The organism is Enterococcus pallens ATCC BAA-351, assembly GCF_000407485.1.
GTDB classification, from domain to species: domain Bacteria; phylum Bacillota; class Bacilli; order Lactobacillales; family Enterococcaceae; genus Enterococcus_A; species Enterococcus_A pallens.
Window position 1 is genome coordinate 192,068 of the sequence record NZ_ASWD01000007.1, and the last position, 21,125, is coordinate 213,192.

At 39.0% G+C, this 21,125-nt stretch carries 26 protein-coding genes; 3 read left to right on the plus strand and 23 right to left on the minus strand.

Going from position 1 to position 21,125, the window contains the following annotated elements; genetic code table 11:
- Nucleotides 1-2: 2 nt before the first annotated feature.
- From I588_RS24405 to I588_RS24415, 3 genes are all read right to left on the minus strand, one after another.
- The gene (locus I588_RS24405) at nucleotides 3-557 is read right to left on the minus strand and encodes a CvpA family protein (protein ID WP_010755935.1); all 555 of its coding nucleotides are present in this window, start codon (nucleotides 555-557) and stop codon (nucleotides 3-5) included.
- A gap of 8 nt (nucleotides 558-565) precedes the next feature.
- Nucleotides 566-1,000: a cell division protein ZapA gene (zapA, locus tag I588_RS24410; RefSeq protein ID WP_010755934.1), complete on the minus strand. Its 435-nt coding sequence runs from the start codon at nucleotides 998-1,000 to the stop codon at nucleotides 566-568.
- A 911-nt stretch (nucleotides 1,001-1,911) separates the two neighbouring features.
- Entirely contained in the window at nucleotides 1,912-3,015 is a 1,104-nt protein-coding gene (locus I588_RS24415; RefSeq protein ID WP_010755933.1) for an alpha-hydroxy-acid oxidizing protein, read from the minus strand.
- 391 nt (nucleotides 3,016-3,406) lie between these two features.
- On the opposite strand from I588_RS24415, the gene I588_RS24420 reads away from it, so the two are divergent.
- Together I588_RS24420 and I588_RS24425 are read left to right on the plus strand one after the other, a co-directional pair.
- Nucleotides 3,407-4,156 (plus strand): hypothetical protein, encoded by a 750-nt coding sequence (locus I588_RS24420; RefSeq protein WP_010755932.1) that lies wholly within the window; start codon nucleotides 3,407-3,409, stop codon nucleotides 4,154-4,156.
- Nucleotides 4,157-4,344: 188 nt separating this feature from the next.
- Complete coding sequence (locus I588_RS24425) at nucleotides 4,345-4,836, plus strand: flavodoxin family protein (protein ID WP_010755931.1); 492 nt, start codon at nucleotides 4,345-4,347, stop codon at nucleotides 4,834-4,836.
- A 52-nt stretch (nucleotides 4,837-4,888) separates the two neighbouring features.
- Here the strand turns inward: I588_RS24425 and I588_RS27450 are convergent, their stop codons facing one another.
- The 14 genes from I588_RS27450 to I588_RS24490 all read right to left on the minus strand — a co-directional run bounded on the left by I588_RS27450 (nucleotide 4,889) and on the right by I588_RS24490 (nucleotide 12,188).
- Nucleotides 4,889-5,005 (minus strand): putative metal homeostasis protein, encoded by a 117-nt coding sequence (locus I588_RS27450; protein WP_010755930.1) that lies wholly within the window; start codon nucleotides 5,003-5,005, stop codon nucleotides 4,889-4,891.
- A gap of 21 nt (nucleotides 5,006-5,026) precedes the next feature.
- Complete coding sequence (locus I588_RS24430) at nucleotides 5,027-6,004, minus strand: CobW family GTP-binding protein (RefSeq protein ID WP_010755929.1); 978 nt, start codon at nucleotides 6,002-6,004, stop codon at nucleotides 5,027-5,029.
- 21 nt (nucleotides 6,005-6,025) lie between these two features.
- A complete protein-coding gene (gene rpmG / locus I588_RS24435; protein WP_010755928.1) occupies nucleotides 6,026-6,175 on the minus strand; it encodes a 50S ribosomal protein L33 in 150 nt (49 codons plus the stop codon).
- A gap of 18 nt (nucleotides 6,176-6,193) precedes the next feature.
- Complete coding sequence (locus I588_RS24440; protein ID WP_010755927.1) at nucleotides 6,194-6,571, minus strand: hypothetical protein; 378 nt, start codon at nucleotides 6,569-6,571, stop codon at nucleotides 6,194-6,196.
- A 12-nt stretch (nucleotides 6,572-6,583) separates the two neighbouring features.
- Complete coding sequence (gene rpmF / locus I588_RS24445) at nucleotides 6,584-6,751, minus strand: 50S ribosomal protein L32 (RefSeq protein WP_010755926.1); 168 nt, start codon at nucleotides 6,749-6,751, stop codon at nucleotides 6,584-6,586.
- 16 nt (nucleotides 6,752-6,767) lie between these two features.
- Nucleotides 6,768-7,037, minus strand: coding sequence for a 30S ribosomal protein S14 (rpsN, locus tag I588_RS24450; RefSeq protein WP_010755925.1), 270 nt, complete (start codon nucleotides 7,035-7,037; stop codon nucleotides 6,768-6,770).
- Nucleotides 7,038-7,244: 207 nt separating this feature from the next.
- Nucleotides 7,245-8,279 carry an LTA glycolipid anchor biosynthesis glycosyltransferase, IagA/BgsA family gene (locus I588_RS24455; protein WP_010755924.1) on the minus strand — a complete coding sequence of 345 codons (1,035 nt, stop codon included), beginning with the start codon at nucleotides 8,277-8,279 and terminating at the stop codon, nucleotides 7,245-7,247.
- A gap of 41 nt (nucleotides 8,280-8,320) precedes the next feature.
- Complete coding sequence (locus I588_RS24460; RefSeq protein ID WP_010755923.1) at nucleotides 8,321-8,983, minus strand: hypothetical protein; 663 nt, start codon at nucleotides 8,981-8,983, stop codon at nucleotides 8,321-8,323.
- Nucleotides 8,980-9,675 (minus strand): ATP-binding cassette domain-containing protein, encoded by a 696-nt coding sequence (locus I588_RS24465; protein WP_010755922.1) that lies wholly within the window; start codon nucleotides 9,673-9,675, stop codon nucleotides 8,980-8,982. Before I588_RS24465 ends, I588_RS24460 begins: the two co-directional genes overlap by 4 nt.
- Nucleotides 9,672-10,037 carry a GntR family transcriptional regulator gene (locus I588_RS24470; RefSeq protein WP_010755921.1) on the minus strand — a complete coding sequence of 122 codons (366 nt, stop codon included), beginning with the start codon at nucleotides 10,035-10,037 and terminating at the stop codon, nucleotides 9,672-9,674. Before I588_RS24470 ends, I588_RS24465 begins: the two co-directional genes overlap by 4 nt.
- A gap of 166 nt (nucleotides 10,038-10,203) precedes the next feature.
- Complete coding sequence (locus I588_RS24475) at nucleotides 10,204-11,004, minus strand: type II CAAX endopeptidase family protein (protein WP_010755920.1); 801 nt, start codon at nucleotides 11,002-11,004, stop codon at nucleotides 10,204-10,206.
- A 165-nt stretch (nucleotides 11,005-11,169) separates the two neighbouring features.
- Nucleotides 11,170-11,478 carry a DUF1292 domain-containing protein gene (locus I588_RS24480; RefSeq protein ID WP_010755919.1) on the minus strand — a complete coding sequence of 103 codons (309 nt, stop codon included), beginning with the start codon at nucleotides 11,476-11,478 and terminating at the stop codon, nucleotides 11,170-11,172.
- 15 nt (nucleotides 11,479-11,493) lie between these two features.
- A complete protein-coding gene (gene ruvX, locus I588_RS24485) occupies nucleotides 11,494-11,922 on the minus strand; it encodes a Holliday junction resolvase RuvX (protein ID WP_010755918.1) in 429 nt (142 codons plus the stop codon).
- Nucleotides 11,919-12,188 carry an IreB family regulatory phosphoprotein gene (locus tag I588_RS24490; protein ID WP_010755917.1) on the minus strand — a complete coding sequence of 90 codons (270 nt, stop codon included), beginning with the start codon at nucleotides 12,186-12,188 and terminating at the stop codon, nucleotides 11,919-11,921. Before I588_RS24490 ends, ruvX begins: the two co-directional genes overlap by 4 nt.
- A 308-nt stretch (nucleotides 12,189-12,496) precedes the next feature.
- Between I588_RS24490 and I588_RS26630 the strand changes: the two genes are divergently transcribed.
- Nucleotides 12,497-13,318, plus strand: coding sequence for a hypothetical protein (locus tag I588_RS26630; RefSeq protein WP_010755916.1), 822 nt, complete (start codon nucleotides 12,497-12,499; stop codon nucleotides 13,316-13,318).
- Between the two features lie 79 nt (nucleotides 13,319-13,397).
- Here I588_RS26630 and I588_RS24500 read toward each other — a convergent pair whose 3' ends face one another.
- From I588_RS24500 to glnA, 6 genes are all read right to left on the minus strand, one after another.
- Nucleotides 13,398-14,501, minus strand: coding sequence for a M20/M25/M40 family metallo-hydrolase (locus I588_RS24500; protein WP_010755915.1), 1,104 nt, complete (start codon nucleotides 14,499-14,501; stop codon nucleotides 13,398-13,400).
- 12 nt (nucleotides 14,502-14,513) lie between these two features.
- Entirely contained in the window at nucleotides 14,514-16,256 is a 1,743-nt protein-coding gene (locus tag I588_RS24505; RefSeq protein ID WP_010755914.1) for a PTS sugar transporter subunit IIA, read from the minus strand.
- Complete coding sequence (locus tag I588_RS24510; RefSeq protein ID WP_010755913.1) at nucleotides 16,246-17,436, minus strand: MalY/PatB family protein; 1,191 nt, start codon at nucleotides 17,434-17,436, stop codon at nucleotides 16,246-16,248. The genes I588_RS24505 and I588_RS24510 overlap by 11 nt, the downstream gene beginning before the upstream one ends.
- Nucleotides 17,437-17,504: 68 nt before the next feature.
- Nucleotides 17,505-18,983 (minus strand): fructose-specific PTS transporter subunit EIIC, encoded by a 1,479-nt coding sequence (locus I588_RS24515; RefSeq protein ID WP_010755912.1) that lies wholly within the window; start codon nucleotides 18,981-18,983, stop codon nucleotides 17,505-17,507.
- 12 nt (nucleotides 18,984-18,995) lie between these two features.
- Nucleotides 18,996-19,439 (minus strand): PTS fructose transporter subunit IIA, encoded by a 444-nt coding sequence (locus tag I588_RS24520; RefSeq protein WP_010755911.1) that lies wholly within the window; start codon nucleotides 19,437-19,439, stop codon nucleotides 18,996-18,998.
- A gap of 328 nt (nucleotides 19,440-19,767) precedes the next feature.
- Nucleotides 19,768-21,108: a type I glutamate--ammonia ligase gene (gene glnA, locus I588_RS24525; protein ID WP_010755910.1), complete on the minus strand. Its 1,341-nt coding sequence runs from the start codon at nucleotides 21,106-21,108 to the stop codon at nucleotides 19,768-19,770.
- Between the last annotated feature and the right edge of the window lie 17 nt (nucleotides 21,109-21,125).

Consider the following 21,125-nt stretch of genomic DNA (forward strand, 5'->3'; position numbering starts at 1 on the left):
TTTTAAATTTGTCCAATAATTCTCGTTACCCACAAGTTATCAAAGGCACCACTTAAAAATAGCGAATAATCAATGATAAAGCGAGCAAGAAAACTTCCCGAAATAGCATTCTGGACTAACGCCATCGGCACAAAGCTTGCCAGCTTCAATAAAAGGAAGGTAGCTACGTAAGCTAACAAAAGCGAAACCACTCCAGCGACTATTCCATCATACTGGGGCATCAGCACCTGGTACAACAAGTTCCGACAAAAGATGGCTAGAAAATGTGTAATCAGCCAGCCAATAAAAAGTATCATTACGAAGGCGAAGCCAGCATAAAAGGCCTGATCCAAATTAAAGCCCTGTTCAATCGAATAGTACACCATATTAGAATCGCTTGTAACTGAAGGATAAGGAACAAACAGCTCCAGTTTCTCTCCCAATCCTTTATAAAATACTAAAGCTGCAATGAAGGAAATGACATAACCTACTGTAAAAAATAGCTGATAGGCCGTTCCTCTACGATAGCCAGTATAAAAAGAAAGAATAAAGACAATTAAGATAAATAGCGTTAGCATGGGTTTCCTCACTTATTAGCAGCACGTTTTTGAATTTCACGTTTGCGATTTTCGTTTACAACTTGTTGCGCTTCTACATGATTGCGGATTTGCGCATTATTCTGTCCGTTTTTTTGCATAATTGATTTTGCTTCAGCTTCAATCGCTTCAATTTTTTTGATTTTATTTTCAAGCTCCACTGATCGAGCAGCTCGACGCTTCAAATCAGCCTGATGCTTCTTTAGCTGCAGCAGCTCTTCTTGCTTTTTGACTTGATCGGAAACCGCATTGATTGCTAATAAGATCGCAGCTTTTTCCGCTGTAATCTCCGGTGACAAGTTTTTGATTTCATTCAACTGTTCATTTACCAATGCCAAAACCATATCCATATGTTGCTTGGATTCCTGACCAATGATCGTATATGTCTGTCCAGCTACGGTTGCTTTGTATCTATTTTGAGCCATGCGGATTTTTCCCTCCTCGCAATATTGTCGAAAAAACACTAGTTTATTATATGCTAAAAGTAGGCGTTTTTACAACTTTCATCAAAGAAAAGTCCGTGAAATTAAAGAAAAGAGAAAAACTTTTGCATTCAAACGGATGGATTTTAGCGAAAAAAAGCTTCTGAACACTCAAAATGCCACCGTGTGAGAAATCATTAAAAAGAACATTTGCTATGTTTTTTCACAGATTAAAAAAACAAAGATGATCTTACTTTATATACTTTTAATTAGCTGCTTTTGTAAAGAAGAAATAGTGAGAGCTGTGGAAACCGAGGGGCTCACTAAAAATACTAAGGTAAAACCTCTAATTTCTTCGACTATTCCATTATCTAGAGACTTTGCTTAAATAGCGATTTTTCACAGTAAAAGAATCAACTGTGACAAACAAAATAAGGAAAATCGACGGAATAGATTTCACGATGCTAAAAGAACCCTCAGCATGTCAGCTGTTTGTGATACGTAAGAACTTAAGTCTTGATAACGCCTTGGAATTAACATTTAAAAAATACAATAGAGTTAAATTAAAAAAAACAAATTTCGAAGAGAAATCACCCCTGTATAGTCAGAAAATCCCCTTGTTATTTCCCTCAAAATCTGTAAAGCACTTTAATTGATCGATTTATTCCATCTACTGACTATAAAGAGTAAAACACGCAAGAATATATGCAGGTTTTTATTCATAATCAAGGCTGAACAGCACTTTGCCATTGTAGCAATTGCCCTCATTATAAGCTGAGTTAGCTTTCTTCGAACACATTTCTAGCAGGTTCCACCTGATAACAGCCACTTAAACGAGACACTACTCATTAATATATAGAAGAAAAAGAGCTTCAAGACACCAGATGGCATTCTTGAAGCTCCTTTTTATTTGCTTACATGTAGTAATTTCGTCTTAATTTTGTTTGAGTAATATCTGAAATAGTTTGAGTTCCTGCCAACTGCATCACCATTTCTAGTTCTCTTTGGAAAAATTCAAACACTTGTTGAACCCCGGTTGCACCGCCTAAAGCCAAGCCATATATTGCTGGGCGGCCAATTGCGACTAGATCTGCACCAGAGGCAATCGCTTTAAATACATGCTGTCCGCGACGAACGCCGCTGTCGAAAACAATTGGTACTCGTTTATCCACGGCTTTTGCCACATACTGCAAAGAATCAAAGGTTGCTGGCCCGCCGTCTAATTGTCGGCCGCCATGGTTGGATACCCAAATGCCGTTGGCACCCGCATCTAATGCTCGCTCAACATCCTCTTCAGACTGAATTCCTTTTACAAAAACTGGCAGCGAGGAGTTCTTGGCAATAAAAGCTACATCTTTAGGACTAAGCTTTTGCTTAGATGAACCATAGACGGCATCCATTGTTTGACCCACACCCGATTGATAGGCTTGTACAATTGGCATTGGTAACGGGAAAGTAAAGCCATTTCGTTTATCCGTTTCCCGATTTCCACCTACTGTTGCATCAGCTGTCAGAATAATCGCTTTTGCTCCACTCGCTTTTGCCTGTGATAGTATATCAATATTAATACCATCATCCTTACTCATATACAATTGAAACCACTGACAGGCTTCTGGTCCAGCAGCTTGACGAATTTGTTCGATCGTACGGGAAGCATAAGAACTGATTGAGAAGATTGAACCATAGTTCGCTACCCCTCTCGCAGTGGCCTCCTCACCTTGCATATTAGCCAAGCCATGAGCAGCAATTGGTGCCATAATGATAGGTGCCCGCAATTTCTCATCCATAAATGTAACTTCCGTTGTTGGTAGCTCAACGTCTTTCAGCACATGAGGAATAATCAGCTGGTGCTCAAAAGCCTTTTCATTTTCTCGATAGGTAAAAATATCTCCTGCTCCACTGCTGATATAACCATAACCACCTTTAGGAATCACTTCTTTTGCCATTTCTTCTAAATCATAGGTATTAATGAAATCGATTGGACCTTCTGCATTACTTGTTTGATAATCAATTGTCATATTACTCACCCTTTCACTATAACGCTTACACAAGTATCCTACTCTTTCTTATGCCACCAAACAACTAATCTGTTTCTGAGATTCCTGACAAAAAGTAAGCGGAACCACGTGTAAAATCCTTTAAGTTTAAGAAATTCTTAAGACAGTTAAATCGACTAATTAATGAAGCAATCAGTCTTTTCAAATGCATATTAATTTTTCTCATAAATCAGGCAAAGCTAAACTAGATAACTTAGGAGATTATCCTGATCTTTCAAAAACAAAAAATGAGAATCAAGGCTTTTTTCACTTAGAAATAACAGATTATTTCATAATCAAATTAATTGTCTATCCTAACCATTGAGAATATCATCAATGGTGTAATGAAAAAACGTCAAGGAGATGAATAATTATGTTGAAAAAAGCATTAATTGGAGGATTTACAGTAGCTACATTAACTTTAATACTAGGTGCTTGTGGTTCAGGAAACACAGATAATAGTCAAAATAGTTCTAGCATGAGCAGCTCAAGCATGTCTAGTTCGAGTATGAGCAGCTCTGAATCAACGAGTGGTTCAATGAACAGCGGCAATGAAAGTATGGGGATGTCAAGTGTCGGACAAATCGTCGGCAGCTATGACAGCTCTGATGGTAAAGTAATGGGCGCTACTAAACCTGGTGAACAAGTAAAATTCGAAGTTCCTGCTAGGGACGGCGAAGAATATCTTCATTTAGCCTTCATGCATGCTGCTTCTGGTGACAAAGGATGGTACTTTGCACCTGAATCTGAAGATGGTATTGCTCTTTCTAAATCAATGTTTGATGGCAACAGTTCTGTAGACATCACTGACAAAATGGGCTTGTTCGCTGCACCAAATGCAACAACTAGCGAAGCAGTGACTGCCGATGATGGCGATTTGAAATATGTAGATATTAGTGAATTTATGAAAGCAACTGTTATGATGGAAAATGATATGTATGTAGTAACTATCGAAAACATGTCATCTGGTGACCATGAAACACCATTCTCTTCTGGTGTATGGGAAGTGACCGATACTAAAGGTAAAGGTTTTGACCATACTGCTTCTAAAGAACTTTCTGCTTTAGCTACTATGGGCCACAGAGAAGACCTTTATAAAATGGTAGAAAAAGAAGCAAAATAATTTAACTATTGCCGCTATGCTTACTTTTTTGGAAGTAACTCCCCTATAGCGAACCGCATGAGAGTAGTGAATACTCATGCGGTTTTTTGTGTTTTTCTTTACCGATCAGTTCCTATCTGAAAAATGGACTTGTTAATTCTGTAAAATAAATCTATAGTAAAAGAAAACGATTGCAAGGGGTTAAAAAAATGAAGATAGGCATTATTTACTATACACATGGGGGGCATACCCATGAAATAGCTGAATGTATTGCTAAAGGCATTCACTCTAAAGAGGTGGAGGTTCGTTTATTCTCACTTAGCGAACAGCTGGATACTGAATATTTGAATGAATGCGCAGGTATTATTTTCGGTACGCCAACATACATGGCAACTTCTCATTGGCGTGTGGTGGAATGGCTAACTAAAGATCGTTCTATTAAGTTAGGTGGAAAATTAGGCGGCTGTTTTGCCACAGCCCATTATGCTCAGGGGGGCAGTGATTCTGCTATCATGTCGTTAGTAGGAATTTTGATGACTAAAGGGATGCTGGTCTACTCAGGTGGTTCAGCATTGGGCAAACCATTTATCCATCATGGACCAGTTGCATTAGATGCTGTTGGCAACCATTTTGAAGAATCCAAGGAGTTATTTGAGATTTTTGGTCAACGATTTGCAGCTAAAGCGTTGGAATTGTTTTAATTGATAAAACAGGAGATTGGAATGTCCAACAACATTTCAATCTCCTGTACTTTTATTTTTTAATTTGATTACGTTTCGTTTCTTTAATAATTTTTAGTGCCCGTTTACGTGTCTTAATGTTAGGACTTTTTAAACGACGGTATGCACTAGATACATCTGATTTTTCCATACGACTGTGCCTCCAATCCTCTTAACGTTGTATTTTATCAAAGGCTTGATGAATAGCTGTCTGATCCAGATTTTGTCCAATTACAACTAATTCTAGAGTATTTCCTTCAGCTTCACGGGTTGTCGGAGTGAACTGAATAATCTGATTTACCCCTTGAAGCTCTGTCAAAAATTCTTGCTCAGCCAATTGAATGAAACCTTTCATGCGAAAAATATTGTCAGGATTATTTATTAACAGCCAATCAAGCCACCTCAATAAAAGCTTTTCAGGAATTGCCTTCGGGGCTTGTAAGTTCAACGCGCCAAACTTATGCTTCAACTGGTGATGCTCTTCCTCATGACTATGGTGCCCAACATCCCTAATTAACTGTAACGGTTGATTGAAACGAGCAATTCCTAAAACGTGGTCGGCAAGCAGCGCCTGCTTCGTTGAAAAAGAGAAAGTATGAAAATCGGCCAACGGATTTATTGTTTTGATCTCTTGAACGATCTTGGGAATCTTTGCAGCACCAGCTTTTGACTTTTCTGAAATAAAGACACGGTCAGCGATTGCCAGCTGCTTAACTGCTTCTGGATAGAGGAAGTTTCGCTCAAAGTGATCACTATCTACCACTGTAACTACGCTGTCCAAATAGAAACACGAACGAATCCTAGGCGTTGTTACAATCGTTTGCATAATTGGCTGAGGATCAGAGATTCCACTAGTTTCAATAATTACCTGTTTGATGGGATAGCCATGGTCAACAAATACTTCCAGAACAGCTGATAACGCATTGATTAAATCCGTCCGCAGACTGCAGCAGATACAACCACCATTCATTTGGAAAATTCGTTCCTGGGAATGCAGCAGCAGTTCATGATCGATCCCAATCTCTCCAAATTCATTTTCGATAATTACAATTTCTTCAGGCGCTAAATTGCTCCCCTTTAATACCTGATTAATCAAGGTAGTCTTCCCTGAGCCTAAAAAGCCAGAAACAACGGTGATTGGAATTCCCATTTTACTCCCTCCCAATCTGAACTATTTCGTTTCTCGAAAAATCGCCTTGCGTCGTAATTTAGGCGAGTATTTTTTTAGCTCAAGGCGATCTGGGGTATTGCGCTTGTTTTTACTAGTTAGATACAAGCGTTCACCTGTCTCTACACATTCCAAAATAATTGATTGTCTCATATCGATTCTCTCCTCTTTTTATCGATCTGCTAAATATTCTTCAAGCTGAATTTTTTCATCATAAGGAAAGACTTCTTCTGACAAGTCTTGTAAAAGCTGTTCCTTCATACTGAGAGGAATTTCCCAAAAACCATCAATTTTCTGAAACTGATTAAGATCGTAGCGTTGAAATACTGGATAAAGTTCTAAAAAACTGGTAAAACTAAGCCCTTCTTTTTCATCAAAAGCCTTTATCCAGCCTTGCTCAAGCGCATGTTCAGTCGGCTCGCCGGTTTCTGAAATCATTTCCTTCTCCACCATTGACCGGTACAGCTCAGCCTTACTGCCGACTTCCTGTTTTTGCCCCAGTAAATAGCTGAGCCCTTCTTCAACTAGCGGTGGGTAGATGATTTCCATCACCATCAACTCCTAATCGATTACTTTCTTGCCTTTGTAATAACCCTTAAACGAAACATGATGACTGCGGCGATAATCACCAGTAGACTCATCAAAAGCTATTTCAGGTCGCGAAACCTTTTGGTGGGTCCGTCTTAGCTTTTTTTTCATTTTAGATGTTTTTCGTGCAGGTACTGCCATTTCTATCCCTCCTATATTACCAACTAGCTTTCTTAACACCAGGAATCTTTCCCTGATGTGCCAGCTTTCTAAAATTGATCCGTGACATGCCGAATTTGCGCATATAGGCTCTAGGTCTGCCATCGATTAAATCACGATTTTTATAGCGGTTAGGGTTAGAATCCTTTGGCAGCTTTGCCAAAGCTTGGTAATCACCAGCAGCTTTTAATTCTCGGCGGATCTCCGCGTACTGGTTGATCAATTCCCGCTGTTTACGAGCTTTTACAATTTTTGATTTTTTAGCCATTTGATCTTCCTTTCAATATTACTATTTACGGCAGACAAAACGTAACGTTTACGATTTGATAGAATGAATTTACCACTAGAGAGAAACTGTGTCAAGGAAAAATAACATGAAATTTTATTCAGATGAATGGGTAAGCATGAAATGATTTAAAATAGGCAAATAAAATAAGACTGCCCCCTACAGTTGGGTGCAGTCTTACTACGCTTATCAATTTTCATTTGTAGCTAGATCACTTGAATAATTTAATACCTGCTGATAAACAGCCATTAATTCCTTGCCAATGGCTTCGATACTTCTGTTTTGAGCTACCTGATAGCCCTCCATAGTTAAATCTGGTGCCTGATTTTCAACGATTTGCTTAATTTGCCTTTGAAAATTTTTATTATCTAACTCCATAAAACAATTCTTGCCTTTGACCAACCAATCTTTATATACAGGGATATCTCGAACCAAAACATTCTGCCTACTCGCCAAAGCTTCCAGCACCACAATTCCCTCAGTTTCTTCATAGGAAGGGAAAAAGAACAAGTCAGCGGATGAATAAGCGCCCTGGATAATATCTCCTTTGATGTATCCAGGAAAAATTACATTATCGGGATGATTCGTTTTCACTATTTTCCGAACTTTTCTAGGGACACTATACAATGGGACATAACCGAACCAAATAAATTTATATTCTGGCATTTGTTCAGCAATTTCTACAAAATCATAGATTCCCTTTCGCTTGAAAAACAATCCCACACAAATAATCACTTTTTCGTCTGGTTTTAAGTTGAAATACTGACGAAATTTTTGTTCCTTTTCACTATTTGGCTGATAATTTTCTATCTTAATTCCATTAGAAACCACCTTGATTGGCATTTTGAGTCCATAATTTTCCAGGAGCTCTTTGGAATAAGCTGTCGGTGTAATTAGACAATCGGCCTTTGAATAAAGACGCATCAGATAATTTTTAAACAACGGTGCCAATTGATTTGAACCAACAAACGAATTCCGAAAATCCTCTTCCGTAGAATGGGCATGATAAATTACTTTTTTCCCTATTCGCCGAGCTTTGGCAATCATGCGTCGGCTGTTGAGACCATAGGTATTGATATGGAGGATGTCATAATCCGTACTGCCAGAATCTAGTGTATATTCAATACCCACAGCAGAAAGAGCTCTTTTCTGATGCTCTAAAGCACGACCAATACCGGATTTTGCTAAAATATTTTTGCCTTCAAAATAGAGCAAAACTTTCATCACAGTTCCTCCTTCTTGTATGACAGTCATCTACTCATTAATCAATCTGTTTCCTCGATATATTTGTCGATAATTACTAGTGATGCTGCAATTGCCGCTGCAACTAAAACAGTTAGATACAGGGAAAATGGAATCCTTGGCAAAATCCCTTGAATTAACTCTTGAATATAGAAGAAAGCCGGTACTAAAGCAACGAATAACAGCGGCACCCACGCTTTAGAAATCTTAGAAGACCAGCGTTGCCAAATTGCTTGAGCTGCTAGAGTAAAAAATTGCAAAAGAAGATAAAAACCTAATAAACTCAAACCATGCCATAAATTTCCTATATGCAGAAAATCAAAATAAGGCACATTTAGACTGTGGTAAATAACTAAATGAGCTACACTACAAATTAGGCCGTTGATTAAAGTAAAAAACACGACATTACAGATAGATAATAGAACATTCATCAAATATAATTGACTTGTTCTTAAAGGCAGCAAACGAACTTTGCTTTCCGAAAAAAAGTTGGCAAAGCGGGTCGTATCGCTAATAACGAATCCCCACGTCAGTAATCCGGCCACTAGAGGAAACACACCAGGTGTATTAATCCCTTTTGCTAAGTAAAAGTAGATGCTTAAGCACGTGTAGAAGAGACTCAGTACTGTGCTTACTAAATAAAGTTTTTTCGTATGGTTATCATTTAAAAGCTCTAGCCATTTCATTGTGTCAACGCCTCCCGATAAAGATTTTCCAATCCGATTCCTTTAGTTTCTCGAAGCAGCTCCATATCCTGCTGCAGGACAATCTGGCGGTTTTTCAAAATCATCACTTCGTCTACGACATTTTCAATTTCAGCGATTTGATGTGTGCTAATTAAAATCAAACTGTCTTCGTCAAACCAACGAATTAAGGATTGGATGATTTTCTCCCTTGTTAACAAATCAATTCCACTTAATGGTTCATCTAAAAGATAGATTTCAGCCTTTCTCGCTAAGGTAGCAACTAAAGCAGTTTTTTCCAACTGACCACGGGATAGCGTTTTTAATTTGGAGCGATGATTTAATCCCATAAAATGCATTAATTCTTCTGCCCGTTCGGAAGAATAATCCTTATAAAAACGACGATAAAAATTTAAAACCTTGCTAATCGTATAATCTTTAGGAAAATCATTTAGGTTAACAATGTAGGATACCTTGGATTTTGTTTCCTCTCCGATGGTTGTTCCGTCAATCATCAGTTGGCCTTTCCAATTCAGCGCCATACCTGAGAGAAGTCGCATAATAGTTGTTTTTCCTGATCCATTCTCACCTAATAAGGCTACGATCCGCCCCTTACCTAAAGAAAAATTCAAATCAGAAAAAATTTCATGACCACTTTTCTTATATTGTAAATTCTTTACTTCTACAAAACTCATTTCTGATCCTCCTCAACAAAATCCTGCAGTTTTTCCAAGGCTTCTGGTGCAGAAAAGCCCAGCTGCTTCATCTTAATCAAATAATCGTTCATCACTTGAGTAACTTTTTCTTGATTCAAATTTGTTAAAATAGTTTGATCTGAAGTTACAAATCGTCCTTTGCCTCGTTCTGAGTAAAGGATGTTCATCCGTTCCAGTTCCTGTAAAGAACGTTGAACAGTATTGGGATTAGTTGATAGCTGAACAGCCATTTCTCGGACTGCTAATATTTTTTCCCCTGGTTTAAGCTTACCAGCGATAATCTGTTGGATGATTTCATCCATAATTTGTAAATAAATTGGTCGATCTTCCACAAAGTTCATCCTGCACCTCCATTACTAGTGTACTAGAATAATAGTACACTAGTATAAAAAAGTCAAGACTGAAAAATATCTAAGAAAAAACGAAAAAACCTGACTCTTCATTCAAAAAGTCAGGTGCAAATAGCTAAGTCAGAATCTTAGGAAGCCTCTTACTTAGACATTCTTTTTATACCAAATCGAAGTTTTTTACTTTCGATTGATTGTTGTATAGCTTAATAACAATTGTTGCAACAATAACCATCATCAATAGCGAAATTATGCCAGTCTCACCTACTAAATACGGTCTTAAAGGGCCACCAATAGACTGATCTAAAAGAACCTGACAAACAAAATTGTCTAAAAAGTGGGAAAATACTGCTGGCCAAACACTTTTCGATTTTAGAGTCAGATAGGACATTGTATAAGATACCACCACCATTTGTAACACATAAATTGGTGCTTGATACCAAAGAGGAATCGTTGATACATACCCAGTAAGAAATAATGGTGCATGCCATAAGGCCCAAATAAGACCACAGATTAGCCCTCCCTTATAAAAGCCAAACAATTCGTTTAGCTTGGGTCCCATATATCCTCGCCAACCAAGCTCCTCGCCTAAAGCTGTAACAAAATAAATTGCCAGCATCATAAGCAGCATAGCCGGTTGTTTAGCTAGCTCAAGCGGCATATTCCCTATAATGACATCTCTTCCATACATCAAGAAATAAACACCATAAGAAATTCCCCACCACACAAAAGTCAGCAAAAATGTGATGCCTATATATTTCAGAGGTGTTCGTCTAATAAGCAGTGCATTTTCTTTGCGGTGGTAAATCAAGCTTGTAATGATAGCGGCAATTCCTGGGCACCACATCAGAAGATAGCTAAATTCCAGCATCTGCTTAGCGATTATTAAATAGTAAAAAATTAAGCTTATAGAAAAACATAAAACGAGAAATGTAAGTAAAGATTTTTTTGTTTTTGACATTCAAGTATCCACCCTTCAGTTATTGCTTGGCTTTACTATACGAGAGATACCTTGAACGAACCTTGAATAGTTGAACCCCTTTGAATAAAAGACGCCACCCTTCTTTAGTGACCAAACAAAAAAAGACTAAATCCTGTTTTAAGGATTTAGCCTAAATTCTCATTTCTATTCTTCTTCACTCATGAATGTGTTGAAAACTTCTTCGATCATATCCCATTCAGCGTCTGTTTCGATTTGCAGCAATTCACCTTCGCTGCCATCTTCGTTTTCTACATACGCGTAAGCTTGTAATTCTACATCTTCATCCTCGGGAGCACCAGCTGGATAAAGTAAAACATAATTGCGGTTAAATTCTTCTTGTCCGTCAATTGTTAGTAAAATTTCATACAGGGTTTCATTTCCTTCGTCATCTACCAAGGTAATCATTTCATGTTCGTGATCATGGTCATGATCGTGAGTGTGTTCGTGTGCCATTTGCATTCCTCTTTTCTAAAATTTATTGCTGGTTCGGTCGAGATAATTTTGCAAAATCATCACTGCAGCAACTTTATCAATTACTTTTTTTCGTTTAGAACGCGACGTATCAGCTTGTTCAACCAACATGCGTTCAGCCTGAACGGTGGTTAAGCGTTCATCTTGATACTCAACAGGCAGATCAAAAAGCTCTTTGATCTTTTCACCGTATTCCATCGAGGCCTCGGCACGAGGACCAATGGAATTATTCATGTTTTTGGGCAGGCCTACTACGAAACGGTCCACCTTGTATTCTTTGACTAATTCCTTCAATCGTTCAAAACCGAATTCGCCTTTGTGTTCGTTAATTCGGATGATTTCAATTCCCTGTGCAGTCCATCCAAATGGGTCGCTTACTGCCACACCCACTGTTTTAGAACCAACATCTAATCCCATGACTCTCATGGAAGATCAATACCGTGGTTAGATAGATAATATTTCACTAACACTTCCATCACTTCATCACGTTCGTGGCGACGAATTAAGTTTCGCGCATCTTGGTAACGTGGAATATACGCTGGATCTCCTGACAATAAATACCCAACGATTTGGTTGATTGGGTTGTATCCTTTTTCTGCTAAAGCATTATAGACGATCGTTAAAGTTTCGCTGATTTCTTTCTTGCGATTGTCATCAAAATCAAAACGAACTGTTTCATCTGTATATCCCATAAAGCTACACCTCTTTCTCAAAGTTTTCACACTTACCATTTTACTAAAAGAAGCACCAACTTACAAATATTGAATTCATTTATCCTAGACTTTCCGCGTTTTTCCTCAGTATTCGATTAGAAGTAGTCGGATAAGATTAGGTTTTTACTCGAACATACTGAATAAATAATTTTTTAACAACTATTTTGGGAAAAGATTTTCCGGTCTTTATCCATTCTTTTCTGCTATGAGAAGGTTCACATAAGTCTATTCAGTTAGCAAAATTGATGATAAAATTTACTCATAATCAACAGAAAGAAGGAAAAATGATGAAAAAGCTGGGGAGCGTTTGTTTCGTATTAGTGATTACTTTTTTGCTCGCAGGCTGCAGCAGTAAAGTGACTGTAAAAGATTTAAAGGCTCATGACTGGCAATTGGATATCAAAAAGAATGATGAGTCCATCAATTACTTGGCTACTTTCAGCGACGAGGTAATGACACTATCTTTTGATACTTCGGATATGAAGTCTGAATCCTCCAACGAGTGGGAAAAAATGGGAGAAGATTTCGGTAAGCAGTTGTTAGAAAACATGAAATTTAAAGTTCAATACTCCTTGAAAGGTAACAGCATCCACCTTAAAAACAAGGACCTTGACCTAGATAATGATTATACCATCAAAAAGGACAATAAAAATTTAGTGCTGACTCCTGAAAAAAAGGGGGAAAAACTTATTTTGAAACCTTATAAAAAAACTAAAAGCAGCTCGAAGACAACTGACACTACTACAACAACGACTAAAACTTCCAGTTCGACTTCTTCCAACAGTTCAAGGTCGTCTTCTACTGAAAATGCCAACCAACAGTCAATTGATGAACAAAACGCTTCCTTAGAAGCCTTCCTTAGTGAACAGCAAGCCTCTCAAGAAGCGGAAGCTTCACGAGAATACGCTGAAGCTAAAGCCTCAATTGATGCTGACAATGCTAGTTGGGAGGTAGAGTCTCGGCGTCGAGAGGCGGAACAACAGGCTTCAGTTGATGCTGAAAACGCGCGTTACGCAGCTGAAGAGGAGGCAGAACGTTTACGGATGCAAGCCGAAGTAGATGCCCAGAATGCTTCGATCGATGCTGAGAATGCCCGCCAAGCTGAATAATAATCCGCGTTACTTATATGATTAAACTTCTTCAACAACAAAAAGCAGCGGACTCGTGCCACTGCTTTTTGCCTGTTCTTTAATTGGTAAATTCTTCGACTAGTGAAAGCAATATTTCCAGCATTTGATGCAAATCAGTTATGGCAATAGTTTCATCTACTGAATGAATATTTTGCATATTCGTTGATAGGTTTACCGCGTTGATTCCCCGCATTCGATAGACATTGGCATTGCTTCCTCCACCACAGGCTGCTCCCTGATAACGGACACTTTGTTTTTCGCAGGCTTTCTTGAAAGGTACGATCAAGTCATCTTGATCATTAATTTTGTAACCTGGAGTTCCATAACTTAGATTTTCTTCAAAAATAGCCTCATTTATTTTACATACTCTTTGGAACTCGTCTTTTACATAATCAATTAAGGCTTCTAGCTTGTCCTGATCGAAGCTTCTAGCTTCAAACTGCATTTCTACCTTACCCATCACTACATTTGTAGCGCTGCCTCCATGGACTACTCCAATATTACAGGTTGTTTCTTGATCCACTCGCCCCATCGGAATATGATTAATTGCTTCTGCAGCAACAACTAAAGCATTAACTCCTTTTTCAGGACAAACACCAGCATGGGCTTCTTTTCCGATAATTCGCAAAGTCCCTTTACAGCCATGAGGGGTTTGCACTACTGCTGTACCTAGAGGACCTTCTCCATCCAGCACATACGCAAAGTCAATCTCCTGCAAATAGCTAGGATCAAGTTGTTTAGCCCCCTGCAAACTTTGTTCCTCACAAACCGTAAACAAGAAAGTAATGGCCGGATGTAAATCCCTCCGCACTAAATGATCGATCATGGAAAGCATTAACGCAATTCCACTTTTGTCATCAGCACCCAAAATAGTTGATCCATTACTTCGAATGATCCCCTCCGTGATTTGCGGCTTCACCTGCTCACAAGGTCTGACCGTATCCATATGCGCATCGAATAGCAGTTTAGATCCCTTTCCAGGAAGCTGAACAATCAAATTACCAGTAGTACCTCCAATTTTCTCACCAGTATTATCTTCTATAATATTCAGCTGAGAGTAGTGCGACAGGTAGTCCTTAATATAATCAGCAACCGCTCGTTCCTGCTTTGATGGAGAAGAAATTTTGACTAAGTCTAGAAATAACTCAGTGACATCCTTCATGATATTCATCCTTTACTTTTCTACAAAACGAATAAATTCGTCATAGGTTTCGATTGTCGCCAGCTGCTCTTCGTGCTCCTGCAAATAGCGATACAGAAATTTAAAAATATTGATCGACTTATTCACATTTGGGTTCATCATCGTCAGTAAAACATGGGAAACCATGGTCGTTTCCACCATTACAGGCTTGTCCAAATGGATATAGATACAAATGACAAAATTTTCGCGCTTGCTGATACAATGAGGGACCGAGTAATTATTAATCAATAGTGGATTGCCTGATTTTTCCCGCTCAATAATTTTCGTTGCTTCCTCCCGTGAAATAACTAAAGACTCTTCCAAACGAGAGCAAATTCGTTCCAAAATCTCAAACCAGCTTTCATTCTTTTGCACATGGTAAGTGAAGCTGTACTCCTTTGGAAAAATCGTTTGCAGATTATACCCAATACTAATGTTTTCAGCAATCGCTTTTAAATCGGCCAGATCATTTTCACTAAGAATATACTCCGTGTTAAATACCGGCAATTGAACATCGATAGTCGTACCTGAGCTGTTAATAATTAATGAATAATCCTTAAGATTGACTTCCTGCAAAGAATCAACAATTTCAACCTGACAATTGGAGATTGTCGATTCAATCAGTTGACGATTAATATTGGCGATCGAATTCACCAGCGAATAGATCAGAATTTGATGATTTTTCTTCATCATTTCTTCCATTCCTACCGTGAAATACAAGCCGACCAAATCACCATTTGTAATTCGGTATTCATAGAATTTCTTCATGTAGTTGATGAAGACAATCCCCAAATCAAAGGCAAAAGGATACAGGGCTTTAATATTAGAAATATTATGAATTTCCTTATTCTTCAAAAAAGTCGGATAACACAAAATCCGCTTCAAATGATGATACAGCTGTTTGGGCAAGTCTGAATTTGAGAAGGTAATATTATTTTCCTGCTCAATCACTTGTAGTACCCGCTGAATTTGATCAATTGTTAAATTCAAGTTGGTTTCAACACAATAATCAGAGAGCATGCTTAAACTGCGAATGGTTTGCGGTGTATAATTTAGCCCGCAGGCTTCATAGAGATGCTCAAAATCCTCGTTCTCTTCCGCTGCTGAATTCGGGAACAACATGCAAGCAATAAACAGATTGGCCAGTTGGCTATCCATCACATTAGGGAAATAATCATTAATTCGTTTAGAATGCTTTAGTTGAGATAACAATAGCTCATACTTTTCCGGAGTTACCTGAGCCAGCTCTAAATAATATTTCAGATTCGTTCCTACCAAATTACTCAGTAAAAAGCATTTAGTTACGTCTGATTCTGCTAAATGATGGCCTTTATGCGACACTCCAATAGTTAAAACCGAGGAATACATCTCCTTAATTACCCCCATTTTTTCAGAAGCGGTAATTCGGGAAACAAACAACAAATCGGCTAAATATTCAATCGTCACAAATTCATTCATAATCAGCTGATACAAAATGATTTGCTCGTCGTTAATGTTTTTCATCATTAATTCTTCATATCGATCATAGTCGGTAATCGTAATAGTATAGCCTTGTTGTTCTGGACGTACAATCAGCTCTCCCACATTATTGGTTTCTAGGAATAGTTTGATACTGGAAAGATCCCGCATAATCGTCCGTTTTGACTTAACAACAATTTTGGCAATTTCATCAGCTCGAATTGGCGAAGGAGCTTTCGTCAGCAACTCGATAATGATGTATTGTCTTTCATTTAACATAGCTTTCATCCTTTAAGTAGTCCAGCGACTGCTTCATACGTTCTAAGCCTTCAATCATTTTTGCTCGAGGACAACCAAGATTCATTCGCAGGAAGCCTTGACCGTTTTCACCATAGACCTCACCACGCATAATCCCCACTTTACCAACATTTACCAATGCCTTCTGCAGCGTCTCAGAAGAATAGCCTAAGCCTCGTACATCCAACCAAGCCAAGTAAGTGGACTGCGGCAGTCGGAAAGCAATCTCCGGTAATTCTTCTTTAAGATAGTTAGCTAAGTAACTCATATTCCCTTCAATATACTCTACTAAAGAAGCTGTATAATCCTGGCATTGGTTATAGGCTGTCATTGTCGCAACCATCCCCATAATACTCGGCGAATTAACAAAATCTCGTTCTTTCGTTTGAAGGAGAAACAGATCTCTTACTTTTTTGGATGGGATCAACGCATAAGATCCCCCCAATCCAGGAATATTAAAGGTTTTAGAGGCTGAGTTGACAATGATTAAATTCTCACAGCTATTGTACCAATTCAACAACGGGTAGTGGGTATTTTTGAACAAAATCACATCACTATGAATTTCATCACTGATAATGGTTACCTGATGTTTTTGGCAAATTTTGATCATTTCAGTCATTTCCTGCTGCGAAAAAACCTTTCCGGTCGGATTATGCGGAGAACACAGCAAAAATACTTGACTCAGTGCAGCCTTTTCTTCAAACAAAGCAAAATCAATTTCGTAATTCGTTTCTCGATCTAACGGAACAGTCGCCATCCTGCGGTCATTTTTCTCAATCACATTAATGAAAGCATCATACATCGGATCAAACACTAAAATAGTGTCCTGCTCTTGCGTAAGCTGCCGTAATAATACAGAAATACTGTATAAGACACTTGGACTGTAAACCACCCAGTCACTTTCTACTGGTGTTTGATGAGTCCTGTGATAGTAGCTGCTGATGGCGTGTTTGAAGGCGTCGTGGTTCCAACGACTGTAACCAAAAATCCCATGATCCACTAGCTTCCTCAACTCTTCAAGAATAGCCGCAGGCGCCTGGAAATCCGTATCGGAAATAGAAAAGGGCAACAAATCCGCACGACCAAAGCGATCTTCAATAAAATCCCACTGCGTACTGTAGGTGTTTTTCCGTTCAATTATTCGATCAAAATTATCACTCATTTGTCTTACCTCCACCTAAGTAGGATAAGCGTGAGAAAAGATTGTCCCTTCTCTCACGCTCTCTTGGATTATTTTTCTTCGATAACTTTACCTTGAAGGATCTCCTGCTGCTGCTTTTCAGCCAGTTTCTTCGCCGTATGTTTAATACGCATTTTTTTGAAGACTACGATGAACAGAATATTCGTTGCTACACCGAAAGCATAAGCTAGATAAAACGCCCAACCTGGAGTCATCAAACCAAGCAATGGATCAAATACACCAATTCCTGGTGCTAGTCGCTCAATGCCCAATAAAATAGTTACTACACCCGTCAAACCACCTGACAAGGTATTAGCAGTAATCATAGGAATTGGATCAGCCATAGCGAACGGAATTGCTGGCTCCGTCGCTACTGTAGCCCCTACTACAATTGCTGAAACAGCCGTATCGCGTTCTTCTTTTGAAAACATATTTGGCCAAATCATCGAAGCAAGCCCTGCCGCAACTGGTGGGACAGAAGCTACTACCCCAACAATTGCATACCAGATATAAACTTTTTCCGCTACTAGCGAGAAGCAGAAGAACCATGCAATTTTATTGATGGGACCACCCATATCAAAGGCTAACATCGCACCAATCAGGAATGCTAATGGAAGCTTGAACTCAGCAGGAACACCATTTAGGAAATTCAGCATCCCGCTCATCAAACCACCTAATAGCGGACCTACTAAATAGAAGGTTAAGGTACCAAAAATCAATATAGTCAAGAATGGAATAATGGTCAGGTTCATCAAGGATTTAACCGCTTGTGGATAGTTAAAGCCTTTAATCCATTTAACAAAGTAGCCAATCGCCAAACCAAAGAAGATCGCCCCAAAGAACCCACAGCCGGACTCAGTGCCCAACATTGTATTGTCATTGGCAAAGTAAGTAATAATAAATGCTGGAGCTAAAGCCGGCTTGTCTCCGATACTATTAGCAATATACGCACCCATAATCGGAATCATAAACTTGAAGCCTAGATACCCAACCTGTTCCATGATCCAGGCAAATGATGCTCCGCCATCTTCAAAACCAGTGTAAGGCAACCCAAAACGCATCAATACATTGGCCAGTGCTACCAGCACCCCACCACCAATGACAAACGGTAAGGCTGCTGAGATTCCAGCCATTAGATGAGACATAATTGAGCCTTGCGGGGTATTTTGCTTGCCAAGCTTCACATTCGGCTTTTCACCTTCAAATAGCTCGGAACGTTCCTCCAAATGATCGAAAATCGTTTTGGCTTCTTTCAACGCATCGCTTACCTTTAAATTAATCACTTTCTTGCCGTTAAAGCGTGCTCGATCAGAATCAGTCAATGACTTACCCATAGCCAAAATGACATAATCTGCTTCTGCGATTTGCTCGTCAGTCAAATGATTTTCGACACCACTAGCTCCTTGCGTTTCCACATGGATTTCGTGCCCTAATTCTCGTGCCCGTTTTTCAAAGGCCTCTGCGACCATGTACGTGTGTGCAATGCCAGCTGGACAGTTGGTGATTGCGACTATTTTATACTTTTCCATTTTCAATTCCTCCTATACGATGATTTGATTTATTTCTTCTAATACTTCTGGCTGCGAAGCATGTTTCAACGTATCGATAAAGTCATCATGAATCAAACGTCGTGAAATTTTTGATAAAGTCTTTAAATGGAAGTCATTCTGATCATCTGGTGCGATTAGACAAATAAATACATTGACTGGCTCATCATCTAATGCGTTCCATTCAATATCATTATCTGTACGCGCAACTAAGACACCCGCTTCCTTAACAATGCTGTGACGTGCATGAGGAATGGCTACGCCATTGCCAAACCCAGTGGTACTTTCTTCTTCCCGCTTGCATAATTCTTGATAGAAAGTTTGAGCATCCGCTACTTTTCCCCGTTCAAATGCCAGCTGGGCTAACTGCTGTAAAACCTCCTTTTGCGTATTCGCTTTCAATTGAAAATTTGCATCTTTTTCAGTTAATTTATCCATAGTGAGCTCCTTCATATGATGGTATATTTTCTTATGAACCTATCTTACCCTTTTCTTAGACAGTCAAAAATCATTACTTTGTCATCGAGTGATGGACAAATAATTACGGTTGTCTAGCTTTTGTCACTAACCAGGAGACAAAAAGTTAGATACAAAAAGGCTTCGCAAACTCGCTTAGCTGCTTGCTGACAAAGCGAGTTTGTGAAGCCGGACATCATTAATCATGGTGTAAGAAGAATATCACTTATGAAAAATTATACTTTTTTTAAAAACAAAAAAAACCTAGTGAAGAAAAATTTCTCACTAGGTTGATTAGTTAAGTTAGGGATTAATATAACTCTAGATACTGCTCACGTTCCCACTCAGACACCGTTTGACGGAACGCTGCCCATTCAATCTTCTTCGCTTCCGAGAAGTTATTGTAAATGTGTGAACCTAAAGCATCGATCATTTCTTGATCCTCACGCAACGCTTTAATTGCATTGTGGATAGTTGAAGGTAAATCAAGGATTTGTGCTTCTTTGCGTTCTTCTTCAGTCATTACATAAATGTTGCGGTCAACAGCTGCTGGCGGTGTTAATTTGTTGCGGATACCATCTAAGCCCGCTTCCAATAATACAGCCATTGTTAAATATGGGTTTGCTGCTGGGTCAACTGAACGTAATTCTAAACGAGTAGAAAGTCCGCGAGACTCAGGTACACGGATTAGTGGTGAACGGTTGCGTCCGCTCCACGCTACGTATACAGGTGCTTCAAATCCTGGTACTAAACGTTTGTAAGAGTTAACAATTGGGTTACATACTGCTGTATATGCACGAGCGTGTTTCAACAAGCCAGCCAAGAACTGGTAAGCTGTTTCGCTTAGTTGCATTGGACCATCTTCATCATAGAAAACATTGCCTTCATCGTTAAACAATGACATGTTGCAGTGCATACCTGAACCATTGATTCCGTATAAAGGTTTCGGCATGAAGGTTGCATGTAAACCATGTTTGCGAGCGATTGTTTTAACCACTAGCTTGAAGGTTTGGATGTTGTCACAAGCTTCAATTGCATCAGCATATTTAAAGTCGATTTCGTGTTGTCCAGGAGCTACCTCATGGTGAGATGCTTCTACTTCAAAGCCTAAGCTTTCTAATTCCAACACGATGTCGCGACGGCAGTTTTCACCAAGGTCAGTCGGTGCAAAATCGAAGTATCCGCCTTTATCGTTCAAGTCTAATGTAGGATCGCCACATTCATCTAGTTTAAATAAGAAGAATTCAGGCTCTGGTCCTAAGTTGAAAGAGGTAAAACCAAATTCTTTCATGCCAGCTAGTACACGTTTTAAGTTTCCACGAGGGTCCCCTGCAAATGGTGAACCATCTGGATTGTAGATATCACAGATCAAACGTCCAACCTTGCCATGTTCGCTTTCCCATGGGAAGATCATCCAAGTAGTCAAATCAGGATATAGGTACATATCACTTTCTTCGATTCGAACAAATCCTTCAATAGAAGATCCGTCAAACATCATTTTGTTGCTTAATACTTTGTCTAACTGGCTGACTGGTACTTCAACGTTCTTAATTGTTCCTAAAATATCGGTGAACATTAAACGTAAAAAGCGGACGTTCTCTTCCTCAACGATTCTTTTAATGTCTTCAACTGTTAAATCTCTCTTTGGCATAGTATCCCTTCCTTACG

What these genes read in the sequence shown, in the direction of transcription:
- I588_RS24490 (WP_010755917.1), bottom strand. Translation starts at nt 12,188, where the DNA reads ATGGGATATACAGATGAAACAGTTCGTTTTGATTTTGATGACAATCGC.
- I588_RS24430 (WP_010755929.1), bottom strand. Translation starts at nt 6,004, where the DNA reads ATGGGAATTCCAATCACCGTTGTTTCTGGCTTTTTAGGCTCAGGGAAG.
- rpmG (WP_010755928.1), bottom strand. Translation starts at nt 6,175, where the DNA reads ATGAGACAATCAATTATTTTGGAATGTGTAGAGACAGGTGAACGCTTG.
- I588_RS24480 (WP_010755919.1), bottom strand. Translation starts at nt 11,478, where the DNA reads ATGGCACACGAACACACTCACGATCATGACCATGATCACGAACATGAA.
- I588_RS26630 (WP_010755916.1), top strand. Translation starts at nt 12,497, where the DNA reads ATGAAAAAGCTGGGGAGCGTTTGTTTCGTATTAGTGATTACTTTTTTG.
- I588_RS24515 (WP_010755912.1), bottom strand. Translation starts at nt 18,983, where the DNA reads ATGGAAAAGTATAAAATAGTCGCAATCACCAACTGTCCAGCTGGCATT.
- I588_RS24405 (WP_010755935.1), bottom strand. Translation starts at nt 557, where the DNA reads ATGCTAACGCTATTTATCTTAATTGTCTTTATTCTTTCTTTTTATACT.
- rpmF (WP_010755926.1), bottom strand. Translation starts at nt 6,751, where the DNA reads ATGGCAGTACCTGCACGAAAAACATCTAAAATGAAAAAAAAGCTAAGA.
- I588_RS24500 (WP_010755915.1), bottom strand. Translation starts at nt 14,501, where the DNA reads ATGAAGGATGTCACTGAGTTATTTCTAGACTTAGTCAAAATTTCTTCT.
- I588_RS24460 (WP_010755923.1), bottom strand. Translation starts at nt 8,983, where the DNA reads ATGAAATGGCTAGAGCTTTTAAATGATAACCATACGAAAAAACTTTAT.
- zapA (WP_010755934.1), bottom strand. Translation starts at nt 1,000, where the DNA reads ATGGCTCAAAATAGATACAAAGCAACCGTAGCTGGACAGACATATACG.
- I588_RS24440 (WP_010755927.1), bottom strand. Translation starts at nt 6,571, where the DNA reads ATGGAAATCATCTACCCACCGCTAGTTGAAGAAGGGCTCAGCTATTTA.
- I588_RS27450 (WP_010755930.1), bottom strand. Translation starts at nt 5,005, where the DNA reads ATGGAAAAATCAGATGTATCTAGTGCATACCGTCGTTTAAAAAGTCCT.
- I588_RS24510 (WP_010755913.1), bottom strand. Translation starts at nt 17,436, where the DNA reads ATGAGTGATAATTTTGATCGAATAATTGAACGGAAAAACACCTACAGT.
- rpsN (WP_010755925.1), bottom strand. Translation starts at nt 7,037, where the DNA reads ATGGCTAAAAAATCAAAAATTGTAAAAGCTCGTAAACAGCGGGAATTG.
- I588_RS24475 (WP_010755920.1), bottom strand. Translation starts at nt 11,004, where the DNA reads ATGTCAAAAACAAAAAAATCTTTACTTACATTTCTCGTTTTATGTTTT.
- glnA (WP_010755910.1), bottom strand. Translation starts at nt 21,108, where the DNA reads ATGCCAAAGAGAGATTTAACAGTTGAAGACATTAAAAGAATCGTTGAG.
- I588_RS24415 (WP_010755933.1), bottom strand. Translation starts at nt 3,015, where the DNA reads ATGACAATTGATTATCAAACAAGTAATGCAGAAGGTCCAATCGATTTC.
- I588_RS24465 (WP_010755922.1), bottom strand. Translation starts at nt 9,675, where the DNA reads ATGAGTTTTGTAGAAGTAAAGAATTTACAATATAAGAAAAGTGGTCAT.
- I588_RS24520 (WP_010755911.1), bottom strand. Translation starts at nt 19,439, where the DNA reads ATGGATAAATTAACTGAAAAAGATGCAAATTTTCAATTGAAAGCGAAT.
- I588_RS24420 (WP_010755932.1), top strand. Translation starts at nt 3,407, where the DNA reads ATGTTGAAAAAAGCATTAATTGGAGGATTTACAGTAGCTACATTAACT.
- I588_RS24505 (WP_010755914.1), bottom strand. Translation starts at nt 16,256, where the DNA reads ATGTTAAATGAAAGACAATACATCATTATCGAGTTGCTGACGAAAGCT.
- I588_RS24470 (WP_010755921.1), bottom strand. Translation starts at nt 10,037, where the DNA reads ATGAACTTTGTGGAAGATCGACCAATTTATTTACAAATTATGGATGAA.
- I588_RS24455 (WP_010755924.1), bottom strand. Translation starts at nt 8,279, where the DNA reads ATGAAAGTTTTGCTCTATTTTGAAGGCAAAAATATTTTAGCAAAATCC.
- I588_RS24425 (WP_010755931.1), top strand. Translation starts at nt 4,345, where the DNA reads ATGAAGATAGGCATTATTTACTATACACATGGGGGGCATACCCATGAA.
- ruvX (WP_010755918.1), bottom strand. Translation starts at nt 11,922, where the DNA reads ATGAGAGTCATGGGATTAGATGTTGGTTCTAAAACAGTGGGTGTGGCA.